Raw genomic sequence first — 26872 nt, forward strand, 5'->3', positions numbered from 1 at the left:
ATGCTCTGTATCAAGGCGGCTTGCGGCTGTCTTCCGGAGATTTCGTCATGTCTGGTCTGTTCGACGTCAGTCAGGAAACCATTCTGATCACCGGCGCCTCGCAAGGGCTCGGGCGGCAGTTCGCACGCGTACTGGCCGCTCATGGCGCGGCCGTGATCATTGCGGCGCGGCAGACGTCCAAGCTGAAAAATCTCGAGGAGGAGATCAGGGGCAAGGGCGGCCGTGCGGTCGCCGTGCAGATGGACGTGACGGACACGGCATCGATCGCCAACGCCCTCGATGCCGCGGAGGCCGCGCTTGGGCCGATCACGGTGCTGATCAACAATGCCGGGATCGCGACCGAAAAGCTCGCGCTCGAGCAGAGCGAGGCGGATTGGGATGCGGTCATCGGCGCCAATCTCAAGGGCGCCTATTTTGCCGCGACCGAAGCGGCACGGCGGATGATCGCGCGCAAGCAGGGCGGCAATATCGTCAATATCGCTTCCGTGCTCGGTTTCTCCGTGCTGAAAGCCGTCTCACCTTACGCAATCTCCAAGGCCGGCATGATCCAGGCCACCAAGGCGCTCGCGCTCGAGCTTGCGGGCAACAACATCCGCGTCAATGCGCTCGCGCCCGGCTATATCGACACCGAGATGAATCACGATCTCTGGTCGACGCCCGCCGGCGAGCGGCTGATCAAGCGCATCCCGCAGCGCCGCGTCGGCGCCGAATCCGATCTCGACGGCGCAATCCTTTTGCTCGCCTCAAAAGCTTCGCGTTACATGACCGGCAGCGTGGTGACGGTCGATGGCGGCTTTCTGTTGACGTAATTTTTTCGCCGTCATTCCGGGGCGACGGCACCGTGTGTCTACGACATGAACCGCATCAGCTTTTCCAGCCGTGCGATCTTCGCGCCGTAAGGCGGATAGAGATCGGCCAGCCGGTTCAGCGCCGAGCGATAGAACACCGGCTTGAGCTTGCTGAACGTCCTAAAGCCCCATTCGCCGTGATAGACGCCGCTCCCGGAGGCCCCGACGCCGCCCATCGGCTGGTTGATTTGCGTGAAATGGAACAGGCAATCGTTGACGGTGACGCCGCCGGAGATCGTGCGTGCGAGCACCTCGTCGCGCGCGGCGCTGTCCCTGCCGAACCAGTATAGCGCGAGCGGCCGGTCATGCCTGTTGATGTAGTCGATCGGCTCCTTGGCGTCGCGATAGGCAAGCACGGGCAGCGCAGGCCCAAAGATCTCCTCCTGCATGATCGCCATATCCGGCGTGGCGCCGACCACGAGGGTTGGCGGGAATTTGCGCCTCGCTTTCCAGTTCGGATCGTCGGGTTTGGCGGGTTGGAGAATCCTGGCGCCTCTGGCGGCTGCATCCGCCACCAAGCCTTCAAGGCGCGCATAATGCCGGTCGGAGATGATCGAGGTGTAGTCCTTATTCGCGGGCTCGGTGCCGAACATGCGGCGCATATCGGTGCGCACCTTCTCGGCAAAGGCCTGCACGGATTCTTCCGGCACGAACGCATAATCCGGCGCGATGCAGGTCTGCCCGGCGTTGAGCAGCTTGCCATAGGCGATGCGTTCGGCGGCCTCGTCGAGGCTGGCCGAGCGATGGACGATCGCTGGCGACTTGCCGCCGAGTTCGAGCGTCACCGGCGTCAGGTTGCGCCCCGCCGCCTCCGCGACCAGACGGCCGACCCGGGTCGAGCCGGTGAACACGAGGTGGTCGAAGGGCAGGGCCGCGAACGCTCTTGCGATCTCCTCCTCCACCCCGGTCACAATCAGCTCGTCGGCCGCGAACTTTGCTGCGATCAGCTCTTTGAGCAGCGCGGCAAAACGAGGCGTCAGCTCGCTCGGCTTGATCATCACGCGGTTTCCGGCCGCGATCGCGCCGACCGCCGGCGCCAGCGTCAACTGTAGCGGATAGTTCCAGGGCGCGATGATGCCGACCACGCCGAGCGCTTGCGGGATCAGCCGGTTCTTCGCCGGCAGGAATTGCATGGCGGTGGCGACCCGCTGCGGCGCCATCCATTTTTTCAGATGCTTTGCGGCATGCTTGATCTCGGAGAGCAGGAACAGGACTTCGGCGATCAGGGTCTCGGTCGCCGAGCGATGGCCAAAATCGGCCGAGATCGCCTGTTCGAACCGGGCCTCGTTGTCGGAAATCACCGCGCGCAGGCGGGCGAGCCGCTCGAGACGCACCTCGAGCGAGGGCGGCGTCTCGGTGCGCGATTTTTCGAACATGGCATGGAAGGCATCGTCCAGGGCGGCAAGCCGTTGGCTCTTCACCGGCAGGTCCATGGCGCTTTCCTCAGGCTTCATCGACGGAAGGCTGGTCTTTCGCGGAACTTCTGGCAAGAGGCGCGATTTTGGTCCCGTTTGGCGGATTTTGCGTGTCATAAAATCGAAAAAAGAGCGCGCAACACCCTTTCCAAAGCGGTTCCTGGTTGATACATAGCCCCCGCACCCCGATGGCACAGCCCCGGGGTCGCCTTCTCAGGAAGCTCAAGGGATCGATCGGCGCGGCTGCCGCGTTAGCCCGCTTTCGTCCCCGGCTTTTCCTTTCAAGGCACGCAACGGTTTATCGCGGGGTGGAGCAGCCCGGTAGCTCGTCAGGCTCATAACCTGAAGGTCATAGGTTCAAATCCTATCCCCGCAACCAAGACGTCCGAAATCCAGCAATCCTAACGGATTGCTGGATTTTTGGTTTCTGAGGCGAAGTCATCGCACGAGCTTGGTTGAAGGCGCTCCGCGGGCCTGCAACGTCATCGCCGATTCGAGCCAGCCGCGTGCTCGCGCAAGAAGACTGCAACGACAATTCCGGTCTCGGCGCTCTCGCGCATGTCACCAACGCCATGGCGCAGATGGAGGGAGATTTCGAGAAGGGCGAGGCGATGGCGCGAAGCGACCCTGGCTGCCGTCGCCGCCGCGGCTCGCGCCTTGCGCGAATCGCGCGTGAGAAAGCCGGCGGACAAGCCTCAAAACAAGTTGACCCGGTGCGGAATTAGAACGCCTCAAATTGCACCGACCCGAAACCGGCAGTACGACCGTCATCGGGACAACCTTCAATCTGGCATCCCCGTGACTCTGCTATCCGTACCGCCGCGTCTCGCAGTGCTCGCCATGCTGCTCGCTGCCTTATTCTTCGGCACGGCGAGGGCCGAGACCAGCGATGTCGAAACCACCTGGCGACTGCTGGACTACATCGCGGTGGATTACGCCGGCGCGGTGTCGCGCGGCGCGGTCACGAGTCCTTCCGAATATGCCGAGCAGAACGAGTTCGCGGCGACCGTTGCCGCAAAGCTTGCTGCGCTTCCACCCAAGCCGGAACGGCAAGCGCTTGCGAGCCAAGCCGTCCGCCTGCAGCGCGCCATCGCCGACAAGGCTGATGCCGAGCAGGTTGCGGGCATAGCGCGTGGCCTGGCGGCCGCGTTGCTTGTGGCCTACCCAGTGCCGCTGGCGCCGAGCAAGGTTCCGGACGTCGCACGCGGCGCCACGCTGTTTGCTCAGAACTGCGCCGCCTGTCATGGCGAGGCCGGCGACGGTCATGGGCCGAACGCCGACAAGCTGGATACGCCGCCCGTCGCGTTCACGGATGCCGAACGCGCCCGCCAACGCAGCGTGTTCGCGCTTTACCAGGTGATCACCCAGGGCCTCGATGGCACGGCGATGCCGAGCTTCGACAGTCTTCCGACCGATGATCGTTGGGCTTTGGCCTTCTACGCCGGTCAGTTCGCTTTTCCCGATCCCGCCGCGGTGGAAGGCGAACGGTTGTGGAAGCAGGACTCAGCGCTTCACCGGCTCGTTCCCGATCTGAAGACGCTCGTCGGCACGATCCCCGCAGCGCTCGCCAGCAAGATCGGACAGGACAAGGCCGACGCGCTCATGGCTTATTTGCGTTGCCATCCCGATGCGGTCATGCAGCAGCAGGTCGGATCGCTGTCGCTGGTGCGCAGCCGCCTGAGTGAGAGCCTTGCGGCCTATCGTGCAGGCGACCGCAAGCATGCCGGCGAGCTGGCTTTGTCCGCCTATCTCGACGGATTCGAGCCGGTCGAACCGATGCTGAGCGCGCGCGATCGTACGCTCATGGAGCGGATCGAGGGGGCGATGGGCGACTACCGCGCCGCTATTCAGAGCGGAGAAAATGCCGATGCGCTCGCCAAACGGGTGCAGGTCCTCGACGGTCTCTTTGCTGATGCGGAGGCCTCGCTTTCACCCGATGCGGCAAGCAGCCTTTCGACCTTTCTCGGGGCGGCGACGATCCTGCTGCGCGAGGGGCTGGAAGCGCTGCTGATCGTCGTTGCGATGATCGCCTTCCTCCGCAAGGCCGAGCGCACAGAGGTCATGCCTTACGTCCACGGGGGCTGGGTGGGTGCCCTCGTTGCCGGCTTCATCACCTGGGTCGTCGCGACCTGGGTGATCGGGATCAGCGGCGCGAGCCGCGAACTGACCGAGGGGTTCGGCTCGGTCTTCGCTGCGGTCGTCCTGCTCTCGGTCGGCATCTGGATGCACGGCAAGGCGCAAGCCGACCAATGGCAACGCTACATTCGCGAAAAGATGGCGAAGGCGCTATCCAGCGGTTCGGCCTGGCTTCTATTCGGACTCGCCTTCATCGTCGTCTACCGCGAGGTGTTCGAGACGATCCTCTTCTACGCGGCGCTATGGACCCAGGGAAACGGCGGCACCATACTTGCCGGAGCATTGAGCGCGTGCGCCGTGCTCGCGATCATTGCCTGGGCGATGCTGCGCTATAGCCGCCGGCTGCCGATCGGCAAGTTCTTCACCTATAGTTCGTGGCTCATGGCGGTTCTGACGGTCGTGCTGGCCGGCAAGGGTATCGCGGCGCTGCAAGAGGCCGGCATCGTCAGCATCGCCCCGTTGGGCTCGGTGCCGCGGATCTCGTTGGTTGGTCTGTTCCCAACGACGCAAACGATCGCGGCGCAGATCCTCATGATTGCGGCCCTGGCCATCGGCTTCGCTCTCAATCGTCGAAAGGTCGCATAGAGGAACGGATCGAGCCTTGGTCGCTGTCGCCGCCTTTCTTCGCAAAGACAGCGCAGCGAAGAAGGTGAAGCGACCGTGACGCAAACGGGCTGGATGCGACATCGGACCTCGAGCAACTGACGAATAATGCGAAGACTACAACCGGCGTGATGCGCTCTTAGAACCGGCTGCTATTAGGGCCTGCGCCGGCAGGCGCTTGCGACATTGCGCTATCGCCGGTGAATTTGAGGCGCATCACGACGTTGGCCCCGTCTGACAGGCTGCGCTGATGGAACCCCGGGCGCCCGCACTCCGATCATGCGCTCGTTCACCGCTTTTCCAAAAAGATCATGCCCGGCCGGAAACCTCGCGCATGATGGCGAATTAATCGCAATCGCGTTCCACGCTGCGGGGTCATAGCCAGGAAGGGAGACGCATCATGCAGGACAGCGCCCGGACTCACACTGCTTCCCCGGCCATTCCGTTCGATGCCAAAAAGCTCGATGAGCTGATGGAGGAGGCCGGCATCGACGTCCTGCTCGCCACCTCCAAGCACAATGTGCAGTACCTTCTGGATGTCGAGCGGGCGATCTTCTTCGACTACATGGATGCGCTGGGCGTCAGCCGCTATCTGCCGATCGTGATCTACGCCAAGGGCGCGCCCGACAAGGCGGCCTATGTCGGGCATCGGCTGGAGACGCATCAGCGCGAGGTCGCCGGTCCCTGGGTGCCGGAGCTGCGCACGACGGCCCACGGAACCACGGACGCGATTGCGCTGGCGACGCAATTGATCCGCGGCGCTGGCGTGCCGGCGAAAAGGATCGGCGTCGAGTGTGCCTTCATGCCGATGGATGCCGGCAAGGCGCTGCAGGACGCGTTTCCAAACAGCCAGGTCAAGGACGCGCTTTACGTGCTGGAGCGGCTACGCGCGGTGAAGCGGCCCGCCGAGCTGGCGAAGCTGCGCATGGCGTCCGAGCTCGTCATCGAATCGATGCTCGATGTGATCGCCCATCATGAGCGTAGGGCCACCAAGCGCCAGCTCTCCGATGCGCTGCGCGTGGCGGAAACGAGCCGCGGCCTGACCTTCGAATATTGCCTGCTGGCCTGCGGCGCGAGTCACAACCGCGCGCCCTCGGAGCAGCGCTGGGAAGAGGGCGACGTGCTGTCGCTCGATTCCGGCGGCAATTACCACGGCTATATCGGCGACCTCGCGCGCATGGCGGTGCTCGGCGAGCCGGACGCGGAGCTGAAGGATCTGCTGGCCGAAATCGAGCAGGTGCAGCGCGCAGCCTTCGCTGCGATCAAGCCGGGTGTTGCGGGTGGCGAGATTTACAGCGCCGCCGAACGAGCCCTGCAGACGACGAGCCAGCGCGACAATACCGAGTTCCTCGCCCACGGCATGGGGCTGGTCAGCCATGAGGCGCCGCGCCTCACCGCCACTGGGCCGGTCCGCTACGACGCGGCCGACGCCAAGCGGCCGCTTGAGCCCGGCATGGTGGTTTCGGTGGAAACCACGATGAAGCATCCCAGGCGCGGTTTCATCAAGCTCGAGGACACGGTGGCGGTTACACCGGCCGGCCACGAGATCTTCGGTGAAGGCGGCCGCGGCTGGAATCTCGGCGGCACCGCGCTGCGGTAGGAACCAGCTCGCGGAACCGGCCATGAACTGTCACCGTCACCCCTGAGAAGGCCGCGGAAGCGGCCGTCCCGAAGGGCGACGGTGCGGCTCTCGTAGCCGAGCCGTTCATCCTTCGACGCCTCCGCTGCGCTACGGCACCTCAGGACGACGGATTGGGGTCCAGCGGCTCGGCTTCCGTATAGGCGATGCCATATGCTTCACGCACGGCGTCCTCCAGCTTTCGCCCTTCGCGATAGCTTGCGAGATGGGTCGGGCGCGCCACGCCGGGGAGCAGGCGCGTGCAGGCTTCGGGCGTGCCCAGCACCGTGTAGACCGGCAGGCGTTCGGCGTAGATCGGCAGCTCGTAATCTTCATCGTCATCCGCGACGCCCTTGGCACGGATCTTCGCCGAGGCGCGTTCGATCTCCATGGTGACGACGGCTGTCGCCTTGATTTCCTGCTGCGTGCTCTGGCGCAATTGCGCGGTGCGGCCGGGGAAGAGGCGATCCACCATCATCACCAGCGCGCGTTCCTTCTCTTCCGGATCGCTTACCAGCCTGGCGCGGCCGAACGCCATCACGGAACGATAATCGGCCGAGTGGTTGAAGCCGCAGCGGGCCAGCACGAGGCTGTCGAGATGGGTCACGGTCAGGCAGGCCGGCTCGCCTTCCGACAGATTGCGCAGCATCCGGCTCGCGCTGCTGCCGTGCCAGTACAGCCGTGATCCCTCCCGCCAATACAGCGTCGGCGTGCAGTAGGGCTGGCCGTCGATCACGTAGGCGACGTGGCACAGCGCGGCTGAATCGAGCAGCGCATGCACGGTTTCGACATCATAGAAGCCGCGGTCGTGGCGCCGCCTTACGCGGTTGATCTCATCGACGGGATAGCTCGCACAGGTCTTGCTGGTCATTCTCGCACTTTTCCGAAGTTGAGCGTCATCTAGGCCACAGCTAAAGTGGTCGGCGCGAGGTCCAATTTTGAGCTGATTATGCCGACCACTTCCAAACGACGGGGCGCCGTGCTCGATCTGCCGCTGCAGTTGGAGCGCGCTGTGGGCAGCCGGGCGCTGCAGGTCTATGCAGGCCTCCGCGGTGCCATTCTCGACGGGCGGCTCGGTGCGGGCCTGCGGCTGCCCTCGACGCGCGCGCTCGCGGGCCAGCTTCGGGTCAAGCGCAACGCCGTCGTCATTGCCTATGAACATCTGCAAAGCGACGGGCTGGCCGAGGCGCGCACCGGATCAGGGACGTTCGTCGCATCGCTTCCCGCCCCGCCGCGCCGTGCAAAGCCGCCGCAGGCGGGCGTGCCCGCAGAGGTCAAGCGGCTGCCGAGCAGACCCTTCGCATTGGGCAAGACTTACGCCGATCCGCAATTGCTGCGGCGGCTCGCGGCGGCCACGCGCCGCCGCATCATCAAAGCCAGCGATGCCGATTTCGGCTACGGGGATCCGCGCGGCAGCGAGCACCTTCGTGTGCAGATCGCGCGCTATCTCGCCGCAAGCCGTGGCTTTGCGTGCGACCCCGATTGCGTGGTCATCGTCAACGGCATCCAGCAGGGCCTGCGGCTGTGCGCGGAGGCGCTGCTGGCCCCTGGCGATGCCGTGTGGATGGAAGACCCGGGCTATCCGGCCGCGCGCAGGACTTTGACCAGGGCCGGCCTGAAGGTGGTGCCCGTCCTCGTGGACGCCGAAGGGCTCGACGTGCGCGCCGGGCAGCGGAAGACCGGAGGCGCGAAAGCGGCCTATGTCACGCCATCCCACCAGTTTCCGACCGGGGTCACCATGACGATGGCGCGCCGCACGGCCCTGGTCGATTGGGCGCGCGCGTCAAAAGCGTGGCTGCTGGAGGACGATTACGACAGCGAATTTCGCTACAGCGGTCCGCCGCTGACGGCGCTGGCCGGCATCGGCGGCGGCGATCGTGTGATCTATCTCGGTACCTTCTCAAAACTCCTCGGCGCCGCTCTGCGCCTCGCGTACATCGTGCTTCCGCCTGCCGCCGTCGAGGCCGTTGTTGCGGTGCGCGAGGGACACGATCGCTTTCCGCCGACCCTTGCCGCGGGCGCGGTGGCCGATCTGATGGCGGATGGCTTTCTTGCCGATCACACGCGCCGCATGCGCCGGCGCTACCGTGCAGGGCGCGACGCCGTGGTCGCCGCACTCGAGGCTGCGGCGGATGGCGCCCTCGACATCGTGAGCCCGCAGCAAGGATTGCACCTGCTGGCGCTGCTGCCGAAAGGCTTGCCAAGCGATGCAGCGGCCCGGATCCGCACGCAAGCGCGGGTCGAGAGCTGGCTTCTGTCGGAAACGCGCGTGAAGCCTGCGGACCCTGACGGGTTCATCCTGGGATTCGGCGGACACGACGTCGGTGAACTGATCGCCGCGGCAAATGCCCTGGGACGGACGGCCAAGCACTATCTCGCAGCGTTGCGCTGAGCGCGCCTCGATCCCGCGTTGCGCCATCGCGCCGAGCGGCCCGGCCGCCCGCGCGGCCGGGCCGTCCGCATCAGTAGTCCATTCCCGGAGCAGCCGGTGCGTTCGCCTCGGCCTTCTTCGGCTTGTCTGCCACCAGCGCCTCGGTGGTGATCAGGAGCGAAGCGACCGAGGCGGCATCCTGCAGCGCAGCGCGGACAACTTTGGCCGGATCGATCACGCCGGCCTTTACCAGGTCCTGGTAGTCGCCGGTCGCGGCATTGAAGCCCCAATTGAAGTCCGGATGTTCGAGCAGCTTGCCGACGATCAGCGAGCCGTCCTCGCCCGCGTTGATGGCGATCTGCCGCGCCGGCATCTGGATGGCGCGCCGCACGATGTCGACGCCCGCCTTCTGGTCGTCATTGGCGCTCTTGACACGCTTCAGCGCATTGAATGCGCGCAGCAGTGCCACGCCGCCGCCGGGCAGGATGCCTTCCTCGACCGCCGCGCGGGTCGCGTGCAGCGCGTCGTCGACGCGGTCCTTGCGCTCCCTCACCTCGACCTCGGTCGCGCCGCCGACGCGGATCACCGCGACGCCGCCGGCGAGTTTCGCGAGCCGCTCCTGCAGCTTCTCGCGATCGTAGTCGGAGGTCGTCTCCTCGATCTGCGCCTTGATCTGGGCGACGCGCGCCTCGATGTCCTTCTTGGCGCCGGCGCCATTGACGATCGTCGTATTCTCCTTGTCGATCACGATCTTCTTGGCGCGGCCGAGCATGTTTAGCGTGACATTCTCGAGCTTGATGCCGAGATCTTCGGCGATCGCGGTGCCGCCGGTCAGGATCGCGATGTCCTCAAGCATAGCCTTGCGGCGGTCGCCGAACCCCGGCGCCTTGACGGCCGCGACCTTCAGGCCGCCGCGCAGCTTGTTGACGACCAGCGTCGCCAACGCCTCGCCCTCGACGTCCTCGGCCACGATGAGCAGCGGCTTGGCCGATTGCGCGACCGCTTCGAGCAGTGGCAGCATCGATTGCAACGCCGACAGCTTCTTCTCGTGGATCAGCACATAGGCGTCCTCGAGATCGACCCGCATCTTTTCGGCATTGGTGACGAAATAGGGCGAGACGTAGCCGCGGTCGAATTGCATGCCCTCGACGATTTCCAGCTCGGTGTTGAGGCTCTTGGCCTCCTCGACCGTGATCACGCCCTCATTGCCGACCTTCTTCATGGCATCGGCGAGGAATTTGCCGATCTCGGCATCCCCGTTGGCCGAGATGGTGGCGACCTGGGCGATCTCCTCGTTCGCCGTGACCTTCTTGGCATGCGACTTCAGGTCCTCGACGATGGCGTCCACCGCGAGATCGATGCCGCGCTTTAAGTCCATCGGGTTCATGCCGGCGGCGACCGCTTTGGTGCCCTCCTTGACGATGGCTTCCGCCAGCACGGTCGCGGTCGTGGTGCCGTCGCCCGCGCGGTCGGATGTCTTGGAGGCCACCTCGCGCACCATCTGCGCGCCCATGTTCTCGAACTTGTCCTCGAGCTCGATCTCCTTGGCGACGGTGACGCCGTCCTTGGTGATGCGCGGCGCACCAAAACTCTTTTCGATCACCACATTGCGTCCCTTGGGACCGAGCGTGACCTTGACCGCGTTCGCCAATATATCGATGCCGCGCAGCATGCGATCGCGGGCGTCGGTTGAGAATTTCACGTCCTTGGCAGCCATGATGCGAAACCTCCTTATGTTCTGTCAGCTCCTTTAACTCGGCCTTCGAGCATGATCCGGACCCGGGGGCGCTCCGTCATGCGCAACAGCACACGGTGATGCAGCGGACGGAAATGCATGCACCGCGACGTCATGGGGCCTGGCTGGTCCGCAAAGCGGGCCCGGGCGAAAACCGACCTAGGAAAGAAGAGGAACCGTTCAAGAGACTCGCGAAAATTTTTTGGCACTCCCGGGTCCGGACTGCCAGATGTGCCTTGAAGGCGCCGTTTCTGCGCCCCAGCTATTCGCGCGCGAAAAGGCTCAAAAGCTTCGTGGGAAGGAAAATGAAGGTTTTGCAATTATTTAGGCCTGCGGCCGTGTGGCCCGCGCTATTGTGGTTGCTCATGGCGGGTGCGGCCGCCGCCCAGATTCCGGACCTCGGCACCGGCCGCGTGCCGACGTTGGCGCCGCTGGTCAAGGAGGTGACGCCGGCGGTCGTCAACATCTCGGTGCAGGGTCGGATTCGGGAGGACAATCCGCTCTATCAGGATCCGCTGTTTCGCGAATTCTTCGACGTCCCCCGACAGCTTGAAAAGGAATTCAGCGCCACCGGATCGGGCGTGATCGTCGACGCACAGCGGGGCTATGTGCTGACCGCGAACCATGTCGTGGCGCACGCCTCCGTGGTTCAGATCACGACCAAGGACGGACGGAAGTTCGCAGCCAAGCTGATCGGGCGCGACCCGCCGACCGACGTCGCGCTCCTGCAGATCAGGGATCCGAATGGGCTGAAGGCGCTCAAGCTCGGTGACAGCGACGCGCTGCAGGTCGGCGATTTCGTCATCGCGGTCGGCAATCCTTTCGGACTCGGTCAGACCGTCACCTCGGGCCTGGTGAGCGCGCTGGGGCGTACTGGGCTGGTCAAACAGGGCTATGAGGATTTCATCCAGACCGATGCGGCGATCAATCCGGGCAATTCCGGCGGCGGCCTCATCGACCTCAAAGGCGAGCTCGTCGGCATCAACACCGCGATCATCTCGCCGGCCGGCGGCAATGTCGGGATCGGCTTTGCGGTGCCGATCAACATGGCACGCAAGGTCATGGAGCAGCTCGTTGCATCAGGCCATGTCGAACGCGGCCGGATCGGCGTCGGCTTGGCCGATCTCGACGAGCCCGTCTCCGGTCACCTGCAGGGTGCGCGGATCACCGAGGTCAGTCCTGGGTCGCCGGCGGATCGCGCAGGCTTACGCAAGGGCGACATCATTTTAAGGGCCAACGACGTCACCATCCGCAGCGCCACGCAAATGCGTAACCTGATCGGGCTCACGCCGGTTGGCCAGCAGGTGCGGCTGACGATCGAGCGCGACCGGGCAACGGAAAGCGCCACGGTGCAGGTCGAGCCGCTGGCGGAGCGAAACGCAAAAGCGAGGGTGAGGGGGTAATTTCACAAGCGGATCCCATCTACGGACCGGGGCGAATTGCTCACGCGTTGCTCGCCAGCCGCTCCGCGTAGTCGATCGCCTCGATCAGGCTGCGTTCGTTGGCGATGCCCTTGCCGGCGATATCGAATGCGGTGCCGTGAGCTCGGCGGCGGAGTTGACCGCACCGGTCAAATCGTCGGCCAACAGTCTCAGTATCATTCACTCGCCGATCGCCTCGCGCGATTGCGATCCCTCCGCCATGACGGCAGCGTTCATTTCGCGCAAGTCACGACTTTCCGCAGGGACGATGGATCGTAACCTCATGCCACGGCCAGCCGGATCACCAGTGCCAGTCCGCAGGTATAAGTCAACAGCGCGCCGAGAAACCTGGCCGCATTCGACTTGTCGAGCGACGAGCCCCACAATAAACCTGCAGCCAGCAGAAAGCGCGCGATGGTTGCGATCACGATGAGCACGGAAACCCATCCCGGCGCCGGATGCGCTGCGAACCATAGGAACAGGAGGCCAAGGAACGGTGCATATTCGGCCGTGTTGCCATGTGCGCGCACCGCGCGATGCAGCGTATCCGTCGGATCGCTGTCGTGGCCGATGAGGCGGTGCGCGCGCTGGCGTAGGATCGAGATGTAGAGCCCGAGCCCGAACAGGAGAAGTCCGAGCAGGGCCGTGCAGAGGATGCCGACAGTCATGCTTGCCCCCTTGTGTCCGATCAGGAGAGTAGCAGACCCGAAGATGAAAACACCGCTCTCCGCCGGTACGCCGATCGCCCAACTCTCATAATCCCAGAGCACATCCAATGCCTCAGTTTACCTGCTTTCAGTGCGGCGCGCAGTTTCCCGAAAGCGACAAGCCGCCGGCGTCCTGTCGGATTTGCGAGGACGAGCGGCAGTTCGTGCATTGGGGCGGGCAAAAATGGCTCACCCGCGAGGAACTTGCGCAATCGCACCAGCCGGTCTGGCGCGATGATCTTGGCCTTGTCGGCATTGGCCTGGAGCCGAGCTTCGCCATCGGCCAGCGTGCGCTGTTGATTCCCGAGCGTGACGGCTGCGTCATGTGGGACTGCATTCCGCTCGCGACGCCCGCCGCCGTGCAGCATGTCCGTTCGCTCGGCGGGCTGAAGGCGATCGCGATCTCGCATCCGCACTATTATGGCGCGCTGGCCGATTGGAGCGAAGCCTTCGGCAATGCGCCGGTCTATCTGCATGCGGACGACCGCCAATGGGTCACCCGGCCGTACCAGGGCATCGTGTCGTGGTCAGGTGAGACCTGCAGGCTTTCCGATGACATCCTGCTCCTGCGCGCCGGCGGGCATTTCGCTGGCGGCACGGTGCTGCACTGGCGCGCCGGCGCCGCTGGCCGCGGCGCGTTGCTGACCGGCGACATCGCACAGGTCGCGATGGACCGCCGCTTCCTCAGCTTCATGTACAGCTATCCGAACTACATTCCGCTCAACGGCGAGGCGGTGAGGTCGATTGCCGCAAAGATCGCGCCGCTTGCCTTCGATCGCATCTACGGCGCCTGGTGGGGCCGCAACATCGCAAATGGCGCGAAGGCCGCCTTTGATAGCTCGGTGCAGCGCTATCTGTCGGCGATCGCGTGATCGTCCTTGGCGCGCGCGGGGCCAAGGCGCGCGCCGCGATCCTGCTGCCGCGACCACGATACGTAATAGGCGACCGCCGTCATCAGCACGAGCGCGGTAGCGCTGACCAGCACCTGCAGCAGGTAGGAGTTCGGACTGGTGATCAGCACGATGTATCCGGCCAGCGAGAGGAACACGCCGGCGCAGAAGCAGGCCAGCCATTCTTCGCCGCATTTGATGATGGGCTGCATGAGCCGGCTGTGAAACCCCTTCCAATCTGCCGGCACGAGCCAGGTGAACAGCAGGGCGATGCTGAGGATGTGAAGGACGCGGGCAAGTCCCAAATTCTCGCGGTCGATCGGGATGAACGCCTTGCTGAGGATGTCGGGAAGCATGCTACCGATAGCAGGACTTTCCGCGGCGACCATGATCAAAAGTGAAAACACCAGATAGGCCAGCGCCAGGACCCGCAGCGGCCAAAGTTCCTGCAGCGTGCGCACGAATTTGCCGCCGGAAAGCGCAAACCAGGCGCCGAGCACGAACAGGAGCTGCCAGCAGAATGGATTGAGATAGGGGCTGCCTGCCGGGAAGGCCGGCAGGCCCCAGCCGAATTGGCGGGAGACAAAATAAAGCACAATTGATCCGAGCATGGTCAGATTCGGCCAGCGCAAGAGGCCTGCGAGCGCGACTGGAAAAAACAGCAGCAGCACGATCGCCATCTGCAGCACGTCCAGATTGAGCGGCCGCGATTGCAAGAGCAGGCCATGCGTCAGCACCCGCACCGGATCGTTGAGAATGCCGATCACGCGATATTCTTCGATGATGTCGGGCGCGGCATAGCGCTCCGCGGCCCAGCCGATCGCATTGATGTAGATCACGAACAGGACGATGTGAGCCGCGTAGAGCTGCCAGGCTCTCTTGATGATTCGGCTCGCGGCGACGATGAAGCCGCGCTCCAGCGTCATCTTGCCGTAGAGGATCGCCACCGCATAGCCGGAGACAAAGACAAACAGATCGACGGCGCCGCTGAAGCCGAAATTTCGCATCGTGAAAAGGCCGACCACGTCGTGCGGGATGTGGTCGATCAACATGAACCAGTTGGCGATACCGCGCGCGAAATCGATCCGCAAATCGCGGCCATGCGCAGCGAGGCTCGCCTTGATGGTCGGCTGCATAGAAATTGTGCTGGAATCAAAAGTCACTTGTCAGAACCGCCATCTAGGGACTTAAGGGCGGCTGTCCAGCCCTGTTGCAATAGCGTTTTTGTGAAGTCACGCCGCATTCGGCGCAACGGCTCGCGGCTCTGCGATCATATCCCGGGAAAAGTTAACGCGATGCGTTCAGACCGGCGGCCGCCAGGCGTCTCGGAAGGCCGATGCTGTGGAGATCGGCGAGGTCGGCGAGCCCGGCCGAATGCCTGATACGCTCTGGTAGCGCCGCACCGTGGCCGGCATTGGGAAGCCGCTCCTGCGGCAAACGCTTGCCGGAGCGCGCGGCAAGGCTGCCAACATAAAAAACGGGTCGGCCCGCAGCGGGCCGATCGCATCCACGTCCGCAAGGTTGCGCCTCAAGTGAGATGCGCCGCCTCCTCGACCTCCTCGTCGTTCCAATCGGCGTTGGCGATGGACGTATCGATCAGTTCTCCGCGCAGAAGTGCCAGCGGCGATTTGTAGTAGAGCGCGATATTGTGGAACGGGTCGGTCAGAACCTTGAAGATCCACACCAGCCCGGTTGAAACGCCGCGGGTCATGAAGAGTTGCATCATGCGGAACAGCCCGCCGCCGATGCCGATGACCAGCCACACCAGACCGACGTGGCGAACGAAATCGAACCTCCCGACAGGCGGGGCAAAGATGCCGAACAGCGTTGGGAAGAAAAACAAGGCGAATGGGGCCAGGCCCCACACGATGAGGAGCACGATCTTCCGATTCTGGTTGTAGCCGAGCTTGACGGCTTCCTTGTATTCGTTGGTCGCCTGGTTCATGCTGTCATAGCCGTTCGGCTCGAAAAAGAAGTGACCGGTCTGCCGCGTCAGCATCGCGAGCCAGCCGATCAGGCCGGCCGTCGCCGGGTCCTTGAAGAGAAGGGCGTAGCAGGCCAGGAAAATCACGGCGCTGATCAGGTGCAGCGTCTGATTGATCCGGCTTTGATGATAGTAGCGATAATCGTCCCAACGTTGCGTGCGCAGCGTGTCGTTGAAGCGGCTCATGCGAATCCCCAGTGGTTAAGCAGCAGGCGAACGCGTAGGCCGGTTCAGTGAATGGGTCGTGACAAATGAGTGTCGTCATACAATTTCTGCTTTACATGCCAATAAGTTGCAACTGCAACAAACGTCTTGTTTCATTGATGTGCAGTTCTACTGCGGGATTAGTGGACGCATTCGTGCCTCCTCACCATGAGGGTTCACAGACGCGGTAAGACTAGCTTGAAGGGATGGTTCACATGATCGATCAACCCAACAACCGCTATATTCCAGCGCATGCCGGTGCCTTCGAATATCCGCTGATCAACTTTGCCAGGTGCCTTCGCGCGCCCGAGAGAATCAAGATCGTGGCGATCGGCTCGTCCTCGACCGCAGGCGAAGGCGACATCGTGCCTTATCCCTATCGCCTGGAAACGGCGCTGCGGATCAAATATCCCGGCCGCCTCATCGATGTCCTCAACAAAGGAATTGGCGGGGAGGAGGCGCCGGATGAGCTCGGGCGCATGCGGCGCGATGTGATCGTGGAGGCGCCTGCATTGACGATCTGGCAGGTTGGCACCAACGCTGTCTGGCAACAGGGCCATGATCTCGACTTTGTCGCGGCCAAGATCGATGAGGGCTTGAAGCTGCTTGCCGGCGCGGCGACCGACGTCGTCGTCATGGACCTGCAATACGCGCCCGCCGTGCTGACGGACGACAAGATCGATGCGACCCGCCGCATGCTGTCGCTGATCACGAAAATCGCGGCTGCCAACAAGGCGAATGTCTTTCGCCGGTTCGAGCTGATGCGAAGGCTTGTCGAAGTCGAGCGACGTTCGTTCGACACAATCATCGATCCGACCGACCCGGATCGGCTGCACCAAAGCGATTTCAGCGCGCGCCGCATCGGCTATGAGCTTTGCGAGGCGATCGCGGCTGCCGCCGCGAAGGTCGGCGAATCTCCGGCGTGATGATGCCCTGACTGAGAGCGATTTTTTTGCCGCCTGTGTCGGAAACGACCATCCTCCTTCGTCTTGCAGGCACTGACCACAGCAAGAGGAGAGAGGTATGGTGTCGTCCTATCGCTGGGTGATCGTGGCCTGTGGTGCGCTGATGACATGTGTTGCCATCGGCGCGATGTTTTCGCTCGCCGTCTTTCTGCAGCCGATGTCGGCCGCGACCGGGTGGTCGCGCACGGGGATTTCGAGCGCGATGACGCTCGATTTCCTGGTGATGGGGGCGGCCGGCTTCGGCTGGGGCGCGCTCAGCGACCGGATCGGACCGCGTGCGGTGGTTCTGGCGGGGGCCGTCCTGCTCGGTCTCGGACTGGTGCTCGCAAGCGGGGCGACGTCGCTGTTCCAGTTCCAGCTCACTTACGGCCTATTGGTGGGGCTCGCCGTCGGCGCCTTCTTCGCGCCGATGATCGCGGCCGCCACCGACTGGTTTACCGACAATCGCAGCCTTGCGGTGTCGCTGGTCTCAGCCGGCATGGGTGTAGCGCCGATGACCATCTCGCCCTTCGCCCGCTGGCTGATCTCGGCCTACGACTGGCGCACCGCAATGATGGTGATCGGCATGCTCGCCTGGGCATTGCTGATCCCTGCTGGCCTTCTGGTCCGGCGCGCCCATGCCGCGAAGGCTGCTCCCGCGGCGCCGCAGGCCGCGGCTGTCGAGCCTGCGATGTCGGCGATGCAAGCGTTCCGCTCGCCGCAATTCATCGTGCTCGCTCTCACCTTCTTTCTCTGCTGCGCCGCGCATTCCGGGCCAATCTTTCACATGGTGAGCTATGCCATCGGTTGCGGGATCGCGCCGCTCGCCGCGGTCTCGATCTATAGTCTCGAGGGGTTGTCGGGTCTCGGTGGACGGCTTCTGCTCGGGCTTCTCGCCGACCGTTTCGGGGCCAAGCCGGTGTTGATCACAGGCCTCATGGTGCAGGCGGTCGCGATTGCCTGCTATCTCTTCGTCAGCCGCTTAGGCGAATTCTATGTGCTCTCGCTGGTGTTCGGCACGGCCTATGGCGGCACGATGCCGCTCTATGCGGTGCTGGCGCGGGAGTCCTTCGGCCAGCGCGCCATGGGCACGGTGTTCGGCGCCATGACCATGGCGTCCGCCATCGGCATGGCCTTCGGCCCCTGGGCCGGCGGGCGCATCTTCGACGCCTTCAACAGCTATATGTGGCTCTATCTCGGCGCCTCGATGGTCGCGCTGGGCGCGGTCGCCGTAGCCTGTGCTTTCAGCACGCGACCGCAAGGGCGCCGGTTGCAGGTGGCGTGAGGCGAGGGGCGGCGCAATGCGCCGCCCAGGGCCGCAATCGTGAAGGCTTGATCGGAAGATCGGCTTCGCTATATCGACGTCTTGCCATTCATTTCCGGGTAAGACGTATGACCACGAACGACACCATTTCCGCGACCCAGCCGTTCCAGGCCGAAGTCTCCGAGCTCCTCAATCTGATGGTGCATTCGGTCTATTCCGAGACCGATATTTTCCTGCGCGAATTGATTTCGAATGCATCGGATGCCTGCGACAAGCTGCGCTATGAGGCGATCGCCAGACCTGAGCTGATTGGCGACGGCGAGCCGCCGAAAATCCGCATCCTGCCGAACAAGAAGGCCAATACGCTCACGGTCGCCGACACCGGCATCGGCATGGATCGGCAGGAACTGATCGACAATCTGGGCACCATCGCCCGGTCCGGCACCAAGGCCTTTGTCGCCAGGCTCACTGAGGCGAAGGACGGCGCCGGCCTGATCGGCCAGTTCGGCGTCGGCTTCTATTCCGCCTTCATGGTGGCCGAGCGCATCGTCGTCACCAGCCGTCGCGCCGGATCGAGTGAGGTGTGGACCTGGTCATCTTCCGGCGGGGCCGGTTTCGAGGTCGCCCCTGGCTCGAAGGACGACGCCAAGCGCGTCACCCGCGGCACCGAAATCGTGCTGCATCTGAAATCCGAGGCCGCGAAATATCTCGAGACTTACGAGATCGAGCGCATCGTCGGTGCCTACTCCGACAACATCCAGTTTCCGATCGAACTGGTGGCCGAAGAAGGCGAGCCGCGCCAGATCAATTCGGCAAGCGCGCTGTGGCAGCGGTCGAAATCCGAGCTGACGCCAGAGGATTACAAGCAGGCCTACAAGTCGATCGCGAATGCCTTCGACGAGCCGGCGCTGACGCTGCATTACCGCGCCGAGGGCCGCTACTCCTACGCGGTCCTGCTGTTTGCGCCTTCCACGAAGCCGTTCGATCTGTTCGAGCCGGCGCGCAAGGGCAAGGTCAAATTGTATGTCCGCCGCGTCTTCATCACCGACGATGCCGATCTGTTGCCCGCCTACCTGCGCTTCATCCGGGGCGTGATCGACAGCGAGGATCTGCCGCTCAATATTTCGCGCGAGATGCTGCAGAACAATCCGCAGCTCGCGCAGATCCGCAAGGCGGTCACCGGTCGCGTCATCAGCGAACTCGAACAGCTCGCCGAGAAGGACCCGGAGAACTTCAACAAGATCTGGGACGCCTTCGGCGCCGCGATCAAGGAAGGCATTTACGAGGATTTCGAGCGGCGTGACAAATTGCTGGCGCTGTCACGCTTCACCACCACCAGCGGCGAGCGGCGCTCGCTCAAGCAATATGTCGCGGAGTTGAAGCCCAACCAGACCGAAATCTATTTCCTGGTCGGTGACAGCCTCGACCGGCTGAAATCGAATCCGCGCCTGGAGGCAGCGCGCGCGCGAGGGCTCGAGGTGTTGCTCCTGACCGATCCGGTGGACGCCTTCTGGACCTCCATGCCGTTCGAGTATGAGGGCAAGCCGCTGAAATCGCTGAGCCAGGGCGACCTCAATTTCGATCTCATTCCGCTCTTGGACGAACATGCCAAGGTCGAGGAGAAAGGCGAGCCCGCGGCGGACGAGGCGGCCACGATTGCGCTGATCAAGGCGAGCCTCGGCGATCGCGTCACCGACGTCAAAGCCTCGACGCGGCTGACCACCAGTGCGTCATGCCTCGTGGCCGGCAGTGGTGGGCCGGACCGCGCGCTGGAGCGCTTCCTCGCGCTGCAAAATCGCGGCACCAATGCCAAGCCGATCCTGGAGATCAATCTCCGACATCCGCTGGTCACGGCGATCGCCAGGAATACGGCCGAATCGAAGCTGGTCGACGATCTCTCGCTCTTGCTGCTGGAGCAGGCGCAAATCCTCGACGGCGAATTGCCAGAAGATCCGGCCGCGTTCGCCGCGCGGCTGAACCGGCTGGTGCTGCAGGGCGTGGGAGCGGGGTAGAGACGCAGATTAGGAATATGGTTATTCCGGGGTGGTCCACTGAACTCGGGTTTACCCGATTTCAGCAGTATGAATGTCCAAGTCGGCAACAGCCGACTTGGATGGACCAGACCCGGAATCTCGAGATTCCGGGTTCGATGCTGGCGCATCGTCCCGAAGTGACGGAGCGTTGTTACTCCTTCCGCACTCCCGATAGCTCCACCACCTTGCGCCAGCGCTCGGTCTCCGTCGCAAGCATCGCGCCGAATTCAGAAGCATTGCCGGTGATCGGGATCGCACCGAGTTCGTCGATGCGCTGCCTGATCGCCGGATCCACAAGCGCGGCATTGATCTCCTTGTTGAGGAGATCGACGATCTCGCGCGGGGTCTCATGCGGCGCGCCGACGCCGTAGAAGGAGCTGGTCTCATAGCCCGCCAGGGTGTCGGCGATCGGCGGCACATCGGGCAGGATGTTCGAGCGCTCGCGCGTGGTCACGCCTAGCGCGCGGAGCTTGCCGGCCCGCACCAGCTCGAACGACGAGGTGACGTTATCGAACATGCCCTGAATCTGTCCGGACATCACGTCGGTCAGCCCTGGCGCGGAGCCGCGATAGGGTACGTGTGTGAACTGCACGCCTGCCAGCGCCTTGAACAATTCGCCGGACAGATGCAGCGAGGTGCCGATACCGGAGGACGCGATCGAGAGCTTTCCGGGGTTGGCTTTGGCATAAGCGATGAACTCGGCAACATTCTTGGCCGGCAGGTCGTTGTTGACGACCAGCACCAGCGGAATGCGCGCGACGCCCGCGACCGGCGCAATGCCTTTGGCGAAATCGAACGGCAGCGAGGGATCGAACGACGCGTTGATGGCGTTTGCCGTCGAGGTCAATAGCAGCGTGTAGCCGTCTGGTGGCGCGGCAATCACCGCCTGCGTGCCAATGTTGCTTCCCGCACCCGGCTTGTTCTCGACCACGAAGCTCTCGCCGAGGCGGTCGGAGAGCCGCTGACAGATCAGCCGCGACAATACGTCGGTCGCGCCGCCCGCGGTGTAAGGCACCACCCACCGCACCGGGTGCGACGGATAGGCCGCGCTGGCAAGAGCCGAGGCGGCCGGGCGAAAGACAGGCAGCGCGAGGCCGGCGACGGCAACGGCAACGGACTTAAGAAAGCATCGTTTGCTGATCATGATTACCAAATTCGGTTTTGGCGCATCGTCGTGCGGGTGAACGGTGAGCGCATCACCCGTCACCAGGATCGCCGAATGCTTCTGATCTTGCAGGAATTGGGCCAGTGCGCACCAGCTTCCCGGAATCGTGGTAAAATTCACATTGCACGGGAAACGAGCGGTGGGAGCAGGCGCGCCGGAGCTGTGCGCCGTTACTCCGCGGCGTCCTTCAGCTTTTGGCTGTGATCGTTCGGCTCCGCATGCGCGCCCTTGCGCGGCGTGGTCCAGCGCGTCAGCGCGTTGGAGAGAGTGTCGAGGTAAAGGTAAATCACGGGCGTCGTGAACAGCGTCAGCGCCTGGCTGACCACGAGCCCGCCGACCATGGCATAGCCCAGCGGCTGACGAATCTCCGACCCCGTGCCCGTGCCCAGCATCAAGGGCACGCCGCCGAGCAGCGCCGCCATCGTCGTCATCATGATCGGGCGAAAGCGCAGCAGCGCTGCTTTCCGGATCGCATCGCGCGTGGACAGGTGCTCCTCGCGTTCCGCGGCGATCGCGAAGTCGACCATCATGATCCCGTTCTTCTTGACGATGCCGATCAGCAGGATGATGCCGATCAGCGCGATCAGGCTGAAATCGAAGCCGAACCCCATCAGGATCGCGAGCGCGCCGACGCCGGCCGACGGCAAGGTCGAGAGGATGGTGAGCGGGTGAATATAGCTTTCGTAGAGGATGCCGAGGATCAGATAGACCACGACCAGGGCCGCGAGGATGAGCAGCGGCACGGTGCTCAGCGATTGCTGGAACGCCTGCGCGGTGCCCTGGAAGCTGGAATTGAGCGTCGGCGGCGCGCCCATGCTGGCCATAGCCGCCTGGACCGCGTTGGTGGCTTGGCCCAGCGCCACCCCGTCGGCGAGATTGAAGCTGATGGTAACGGCAGGAAATTGGCCCTGGTGCGCGATCGCCAGCGGGCGCACCGGCACGGTGGTCCACTTGCAGAACACCGAAAGCGGAACCTCCTCGCCCGTGGCCGGCGATTTCAGATAGATCCTGTCGAGCGTTTCGACCTTGCCCTGCAGCTCGGGCAGGATTTCCAGCACCACGTGGTAACTGTTGAGCTGCGTGAAATACTGCGCTACCTGACGCTGCCCGAACGCGTCGTAGAGCGTATCGTCGATGAGTTGCGGCTGGATGCCGTAGCGCGATGCGGTGTCGCGGTCGATCTGGAGCTGCAGCGTCGTGCCCTCGGTCTGCTGGTCAGTGGCGACATCGCGCAGCTCCGGCAATTGCTGCATGCGTGCCAGGATCTTCGGAGCCCACTCGTTCAGCTCGTCCAGATTGGCGTCCTGCAGCGTGAATTCGAATTGCGTGCGCGTGGCGCGGCCCCCGAGCCGCACGTCCTGCGACGCCTGCATGTACAGCCTTGCGCCCTCGACCTTCTCCAGCTTCGGGCGCAGCCGCGAGATGATCTGCTGCGCATCGGCGGTGCGCTCCTCGCGTGGCTTCAGCGAGATGTACATGCGGCCCGAATTCAGCGCGGTGCCGCCGCCGCCGATGAACATGGCGATGCTATCGACGGCGGGATCGGCCTGCACGATCGCGTTGAGCTCCTCCTGACGCCGCTTCATTTCGGCAAAGGAGATGTCCTGCGGCATCTCAGAAACTGCGGTCAGCAGGCCGTTGTCCTGCTGCGGGAAGAATCCCTTGGGGATGATCAGGAACAGGTAGACCGACAAGGCCAAGGTCGCAAAGAAGATGCAGAGCGTGACAAAATTCCATCTCAGCGCCAGATCGAGGCCGCGCTCATAGGCGTGCAGCAGGCGCTCGAAGGCCCGTTCGCTCCATTTGTAGAACCGCCCATGCCGCGTCTCGCTCTCCGCGCGCAGAAAGCGCGAGGCCATCATCGGTGTCAGGCTCAGCGATACCGCCATCGACACCAGGATCGCCATCGCCAGGGCCACCGCGAATTCCCGGAACAGGCGGCCGATCACCCCGCCCATCAGCAACAGCGGGATCAGCACCGCGACCAGCGAAATGCTGATGGATACGATGGTGAAGCCGATCTCGCTGGCGCCCTTGAATGCCGCGGCCAGCGGCCGTTCGCCGTGCTCGATATAGCGGCTGATGTTTTCCAGCATCACGATGGCGTCGTCGACCACAAAGCCCACCGCGATCGTCAGTGCCATCAGCGATAGATTGTCGAGCGTATAGCCGAACGCCCACAAAAGCGCGCAGGCGCCCAAAAGCGCCAGCGGCACGGTGACGGCAGGAATGAAAGTGGCCCAGAAGCTGCGCAGAAAGACGAAGATTACCATGATCACGAGGCCGATGGTGATCAACAGCGTGATCTGCACCTCCTGGACCGCGGCGCGGATGGTGACCGTGCGGTCGCTCATGATCCTGATCTTGATCGCCGCCGGGATCGCCGCGATCAGACGCGGCAGCTCCGCCTTGATGCGGTCGACGGTGGCGATGACGTTCGCGCCGGGCTGCTTGAAAATGACCAGGAACACGCCGCGCTGGCCGTCGGCCCAGGCGGCCGTCTTCATGTCCTCGGGCCCGGCAATGGCCTGCCCGACGTCGCGGATACGCAAAGGCGCGCCGTTGCGGTAGGCGATGATGACGTCGTTCCAGTCCTTGGCGTCGAGCAGTTGGTCGTTGGCGTAGATCGTGAAGGCTCGCCTGGTCCCGTCGATATTGCCCTTCGGGCTGTCGACGGTTGTCACCGCGATCTGGCTGCGGACATCCTCAAGCGAGAGGCCCTTGACCACCAGCTTGGCTGGATCGACCTGGACCCGGATCGCCGGCTTCTGTTGTCCGCCGATGAAGACCTGCGCCACCCCCGAGATCTGGCTGATCTGCTGGCCGAGTTGGGCATCGACGGAGTCGCTCACCTTGATCAGCGGCAGCGTGTTCGAGGTCGCCGATAGGATCATGATCGGCGAGTCCGCCGGATTGACCTTGCGATAGGTCGGCGGAGAGGGAAGGTTCTTCGGCAACTGCCCGCTTGCGGCATTGATCGCGCCCTGCACGTCATTGGCGGCGCCATCGATATTGCGGTTGAGCTCGAACTGGATGGTGACCGCGGTCGAGCCCAGCGAACTCGTCGAGGTCATCTGCGCAATGCCGGGAATCTGCGCAAGCTGCCGCTCCAACGGCTGGGCCACGGAAGAAGCCATGGTTTCGGGGCTGCCGCCCGGCAGGCTGGCCGAGACCTGGATGGTCGGGAAATCGACCTGCGGCAGCGGCGCGACCGGCAGCAGGGGATAGGCGACAAGGCCGATGAACAGGATGCCGGCCATCAACAGCGATGTGCCGATCGGGTAGCGGATAAACGGCGCCGAGATGCTTTCGTTCATGCGCAAGGTCAATTGGCTGGCGCATCTTTTCCCGAAAGCCGGGAGCCGCGCCCGAAAGCCTCGGGCACGGACGTGCGTTTCCTCTCCAAAAGTCGGGCGGGTTCAAAGAATCCGCGATTCCTGACCCGCCCGTTGGGGCCAGCTAACCATTCCTCGGGCGCTTGCGCGAACGGAAAGGCGGGGCGGATGCATTCGACCTTCGTCCTATCGTCGGCTGGCTTGCGAGAGCGCCCTTCATCGGGCGCGGGCCAAGCGGCCCTTCAACTGTCCCAGTTAACACCTCCTGAAGCCCCGCCGTCTATAGCTTGGCCGAGGCAAGCAGAACTTGGGCCATGAACGCAGGCGTCATCGATCGATCGACCGAAGGCAGGAACTCGCGAAAGCCCTCAGCCGCGAAGGCCTGGCTCAAGGCGATCGAGTTGACCTCGCGCATCGAAACTGAACCGCACCGCCTGTTTGCCGATGTGGTGGAGGACTGGGCCAAGCGGCAGCCGGAGCGGCCGGCCCTGGTCTCGCCCCGCGAAAGCTTCACCTACCAGCGGCTGGCCGGGCGGATCAGCCAATATGCCCGCTGGGCACGCGGTCAGGGACTTGGGCACCGCAGCACGGTCTGCCTGATCATGCCGACCACGCCCGATTATGTCGCCTGCTGGCTCGGCATCAGCAAGATCGGCGCCGCGGTGGCGCTGATCAACACCAGGTTGGTCGGCCCGTCGCTCGCTCATTGCATCAACGTTGCCGGCGCCGATCACGTCATTCTCGCCGCCGATTATCTCGATATATTCGAGACGGCGCGTCCGCATCTGGCGCGCGCACCAAAGGTCTGGACACTGGGCGCTGCCGCCGACGGCGCAGATCTGGGCGCCGCGCTGGATGCGATGCCAGCGGACCCGCTGTCATCTGCCGAGCGCGGCGAGGTCACGATCGAGGATCGCGCGCTGCTGATCTACACCTCCGGAACCACCGGCCTGCCGAAAGCCGCCAATATCAGCCATCGCCGCATCCTGAACTGGGGCGGCTGGTTCGCCGGCCTGACGGACGCTTCAATCGATGATCGCCTCTACAATTGCCTGCCGGTCTACCACTCGGTCGGCGGCATCGTTGCGCCCTGCAGCATGCTGAGCGCCGGCGGCTCGGTGGTGCTGGCGGAGAAGTTCTCGGCAACGAGCTTCTGGGCCGACATCCTGCGTTTTGATTGCACGCTGTTCCAATATATCGGCGAGCTTTGCCGCTATCTTCTGAAGGCGCCGGTCAGCGAAGCCGAAACAAGGCACCGGCTGCGCCTCGCGATCGGCAATGGGCTGCGCGGCGATATCTGGGAGGCCTTCGCCACGCGCTTTGCGATCCCGCAGATCCTCGAATTCTACGCCGCGACCGAGGGCAATTTCTCGCTGTTCAACGTTGAGGGCAAAGTCGGCGCCATCGGGCGGATTCCGCCGCTGCTGGCACATCGCTTTCCGGCCGCGATCGTGAAGGTCGATGCCGAAAGCGGCGATCCCCTTCGTGGCCAGGATGGGCTCTGCATGGCGTGCCCCCGCGGCGAAGCAGGCGAGGCGATCGGGCGGATCGGCAGCGCCGATCAGGGCGGCGGCCGCTTCGAGGGTTATACCGATGCCGCCGCTTCCGAGAACAAGATCCTGCGTGACGTCTTCGCGATCGGCGACGCCTGGTTTCGCACCGGCGACATGATGCTGCTGGACGAGCAGGGTTACTTCCATTTCGTCGACCGGGTCGGCGATACCTTCCGCTGGAAAGGCGAGAATGTCGCGACCAGCGAGGTCAACGATGCGATCAGGAACTGTCCGGGCGTTCTCGATGCGTCGACCTACGGCGTCAGCGTTCCTGGAGCCGATGGCCGCGCAGGCATGGCCGCGATCGTGCCCGGCGACGGTTTTGATTTCGGAACGTTCGCCGACCATCTGTCGTGCCGGCTGCCGGCTTACGCGCTGCCTGTTTTCGTAAGGTTTTCGAGCGCGCTCGATGCCACCGAGACCTTCAAGCAGAAGAAGCAGCAATTGATCCGCGAGGGATTCGATCCCGCCATCGTGCGCGATCCGCTGTTCGTGAAGGATCCGGCAAGCGGCGATTACCGGGTGATCGACAGCGCGATGTACGCGCGCATCGTGGAAGGTGCGATCAGGCTTTAGGCCGGTTTGGCAATGCACGGCATTTTATGCAATGCGGCAAGCAAGACGTTTACCACTCGATGTGAAAGAC

19 protein-coding genes, 1 tRNA gene and 1 pseudogene are annotated in these 26872 nt (G+C 63.8%); 12 read left to right on the forward strand and 9 right to left on the reverse strand.

Annotated elements, in window-relative coordinates; translation table 11 throughout:
* The first annotated feature begins 47 nt into the window (after window positions 1-47).
* On the forward strand, window positions 48-809 hold the full coding sequence (locus P6U23_RS04330; RefSeq protein ID WP_407178358.1) for a glucose 1-dehydrogenase: 762 nt from the start codon (window positions 48-50) through the stop codon (window positions 807-809).
* 38 nt (window positions 810-847) lie between these two features.
* Here P6U23_RS04330 and P6U23_RS04335 read toward each other — a convergent pair whose 3' ends face one another.
* Window positions 848-2281 (reverse strand): coniferyl aldehyde dehydrogenase, encoded by a 1434-nt coding sequence (locus tag P6U23_RS04335; RefSeq protein WP_407178359.1) that lies wholly within the window; start codon window positions 2279-2281, stop codon window positions 848-850.
* Between the two features lie 284 nt (window positions 2282-2565).
* On the opposite strand from P6U23_RS04335, the gene P6U23_RS04340 reads away from it, so the two are divergent.
* From P6U23_RS04340 to P6U23_RS04355, 4 genes are all read left to right on the forward strand, one after another.
* Window positions 2566-2642, forward strand: a tRNA-Met gene (locus P6U23_RS04340).
* A gap of 127 nt (window positions 2643-2769) precedes the next feature.
* Window positions 2770-2988, forward strand: a complete 219-nt coding sequence (locus P6U23_RS04345; RefSeq protein ID WP_407178360.1) for a hypothetical protein — start codon at window positions 2770-2772, stop codon at window positions 2986-2988.
* Between the two features lie 115 nt (window positions 2989-3103).
* A complete protein-coding gene (locus tag P6U23_RS04350) occupies window positions 3104-4984 on the forward strand; it encodes an FTR1 family protein (RefSeq protein ID WP_407181321.1) in 1881 nt (626 codons plus the stop codon).
* A gap of 418 nt (window positions 4985-5402) precedes the next feature.
* Window positions 5403-6602: a M24 family metallopeptidase gene (locus P6U23_RS04355; protein WP_407178361.1), complete on the forward strand. Its 1200-nt coding sequence runs from the start codon at window positions 5403-5405 to the stop codon at window positions 6600-6602.
* A gap of 139 nt (window positions 6603-6741) precedes the next feature.
* Here the strand turns inward: P6U23_RS04355 and P6U23_RS04360 are convergent, their stop codons facing one another.
* Entirely contained in the window at window positions 6742-7491 is a 750-nt protein-coding gene (locus P6U23_RS04360; RefSeq protein WP_407178362.1) for a pyridoxamine 5'-phosphate oxidase family protein, read from the reverse strand.
* 78 nt (window positions 7492-7569) lie between these two features.
* On the opposite strand from P6U23_RS04360, the gene P6U23_RS04365 reads away from it, so the two are divergent.
* Complete coding sequence (locus tag P6U23_RS04365; protein ID WP_407178363.1) at window positions 7570-9012, forward strand: PLP-dependent aminotransferase family protein; 1443 nt, start codon at window positions 7570-7572, stop codon at window positions 9010-9012.
* Between the two features lie 70 nt (window positions 9013-9082).
* Here P6U23_RS04365 and groL read toward each other — a convergent pair whose 3' ends face one another.
* Entirely contained in the window at window positions 9083-10708 is a 1626-nt protein-coding gene (groL, locus tag P6U23_RS04370; RefSeq protein WP_407178364.1) for a chaperonin GroEL, read from the reverse strand.
* Window positions 10709-11031: 323 nt separating this feature from the next.
* On the opposite strand from groL, the gene P6U23_RS04375 reads away from it, so the two are divergent.
* Window positions 11032-12129 (forward strand): trypsin-like peptidase domain-containing protein, encoded by a 1098-nt coding sequence (locus P6U23_RS04375; RefSeq protein ID WP_407178365.1) that lies wholly within the window; start codon window positions 11032-11034, stop codon window positions 12127-12129.
* A gap of 40 nt (window positions 12130-12169) precedes the next feature.
* On the opposite strand, the pseudogene P6U23_RS04380 reads toward P6U23_RS04375, so the two are convergent.
* Window positions 12170-12268: pseudogene (locus P6U23_RS04380) on the reverse strand (4-hydroxythreonine-4-phosphate dehydrogenase PdxA); the annotation flags it as partial.
* 160 nt (window positions 12269-12428) lie between these two features.
* Window positions 12429-12815, reverse strand: coding sequence for an MAPEG family protein (locus tag P6U23_RS04385; RefSeq protein ID WP_407178366.1), 387 nt, complete (start codon window positions 12813-12815; stop codon window positions 12429-12431).
* Between the two features lie 107 nt (window positions 12816-12922).
* Here P6U23_RS04385 and P6U23_RS04390 point away from each other — a divergent pair, with 107 nt between their 5' ends.
* Window positions 12923-13726: an MBL fold metallo-hydrolase gene (locus P6U23_RS04390; RefSeq protein WP_407178367.1), complete on the forward strand. Its 804-nt coding sequence runs from the start codon at window positions 12923-12925 to the stop codon at window positions 13724-13726.
* Here P6U23_RS04390 and P6U23_RS04395 read toward each other — a convergent pair.
* Window positions 13705-14880 (reverse strand): OpgC family protein, encoded by a 1176-nt coding sequence (locus tag P6U23_RS04395; RefSeq protein ID WP_407178368.1) that lies wholly within the window; start codon window positions 14878-14880, stop codon window positions 13705-13707. The two genes, P6U23_RS04390 and P6U23_RS04395, sit on opposite strands and share 22 nt — an antisense overlap.
* 392 nt (window positions 14881-15272) lie before the next feature.
* The gene (locus P6U23_RS04400; protein ID WP_407178369.1) at window positions 15273-15914 is read right to left on the reverse strand and encodes a hypothetical protein; all 642 of its coding nucleotides are present in this window, start codon (window positions 15912-15914) and stop codon (window positions 15273-15275) included.
* Window positions 15915-16147: 233 nt separating this feature from the next.
* Between P6U23_RS04400 and P6U23_RS04405 the strand changes: the two genes are divergently transcribed.
* The 3 genes from P6U23_RS04405 (at window position 16148) to htpG (ending at window position 20152) form a co-directional block, all read left to right on the forward strand.
* Window positions 16148-16858, forward strand: coding sequence for an SGNH/GDSL hydrolase family protein (locus P6U23_RS04405; protein ID WP_407178370.1), 711 nt, complete (start codon window positions 16148-16150; stop codon window positions 16856-16858).
* 97 nt (window positions 16859-16955) lie between these two features.
* On the forward strand, window positions 16956-18161 hold the full coding sequence (locus P6U23_RS04410) for an MFS transporter (RefSeq protein ID WP_407178371.1): 1206 nt from the start codon (window positions 16956-16958) through the stop codon (window positions 18159-18161).
* A 107-nt stretch (window positions 18162-18268) separates the two neighbouring features.
* Entirely contained in the window at window positions 18269-20152 is a 1884-nt protein-coding gene (htpG, locus tag P6U23_RS04415) for a molecular chaperone HtpG (RefSeq protein WP_407178372.1), read from the forward strand.
* 172 nt (window positions 20153-20324) lie between these two features.
* Here htpG and P6U23_RS04420 read toward each other — a convergent pair whose 3' ends face one another.
* Both P6U23_RS04420 and P6U23_RS04425 read right to left on the reverse strand, forming a co-directional pair.
* On the reverse strand, window positions 20325-21317 hold the full coding sequence (locus P6U23_RS04420) for a Bug family tripartite tricarboxylate transporter substrate binding protein (protein WP_407178373.1): 993 nt from the start codon (window positions 21315-21317) through the stop codon (window positions 20325-20327).
* A 191-nt stretch (window positions 21318-21508) separates the two neighbouring features.
* The gene (locus P6U23_RS04425) at window positions 21509-24655 is read right to left on the reverse strand and encodes a multidrug efflux RND transporter permease subunit (protein WP_407178374.1); all 3147 of its coding nucleotides are present in this window, start codon (window positions 24653-24655) and stop codon (window positions 21509-21511) included.
* A 332-nt stretch (window positions 24656-24987) separates the two neighbouring features.
* Between P6U23_RS04425 and P6U23_RS04430 the strand changes: the two genes are divergently transcribed.
* Window positions 24988-26802, forward strand: a complete 1815-nt coding sequence (locus tag P6U23_RS04430) for a long-chain-acyl-CoA synthetase (RefSeq protein ID WP_407178375.1) — start codon at window positions 24988-24990, stop codon at window positions 26800-26802.
* The last annotated feature ends 70 nt before the right edge of the window (window positions 26803-26872 follow it).

Origin of the sequence: Bradyrhizobium sp. STM 3562, assembly GCF_045571435.1 — a bacterium.
GTDB lineage: Bacteria > Pseudomonadota > Alphaproteobacteria > Rhizobiales > Xanthobacteraceae > Bradyrhizobium.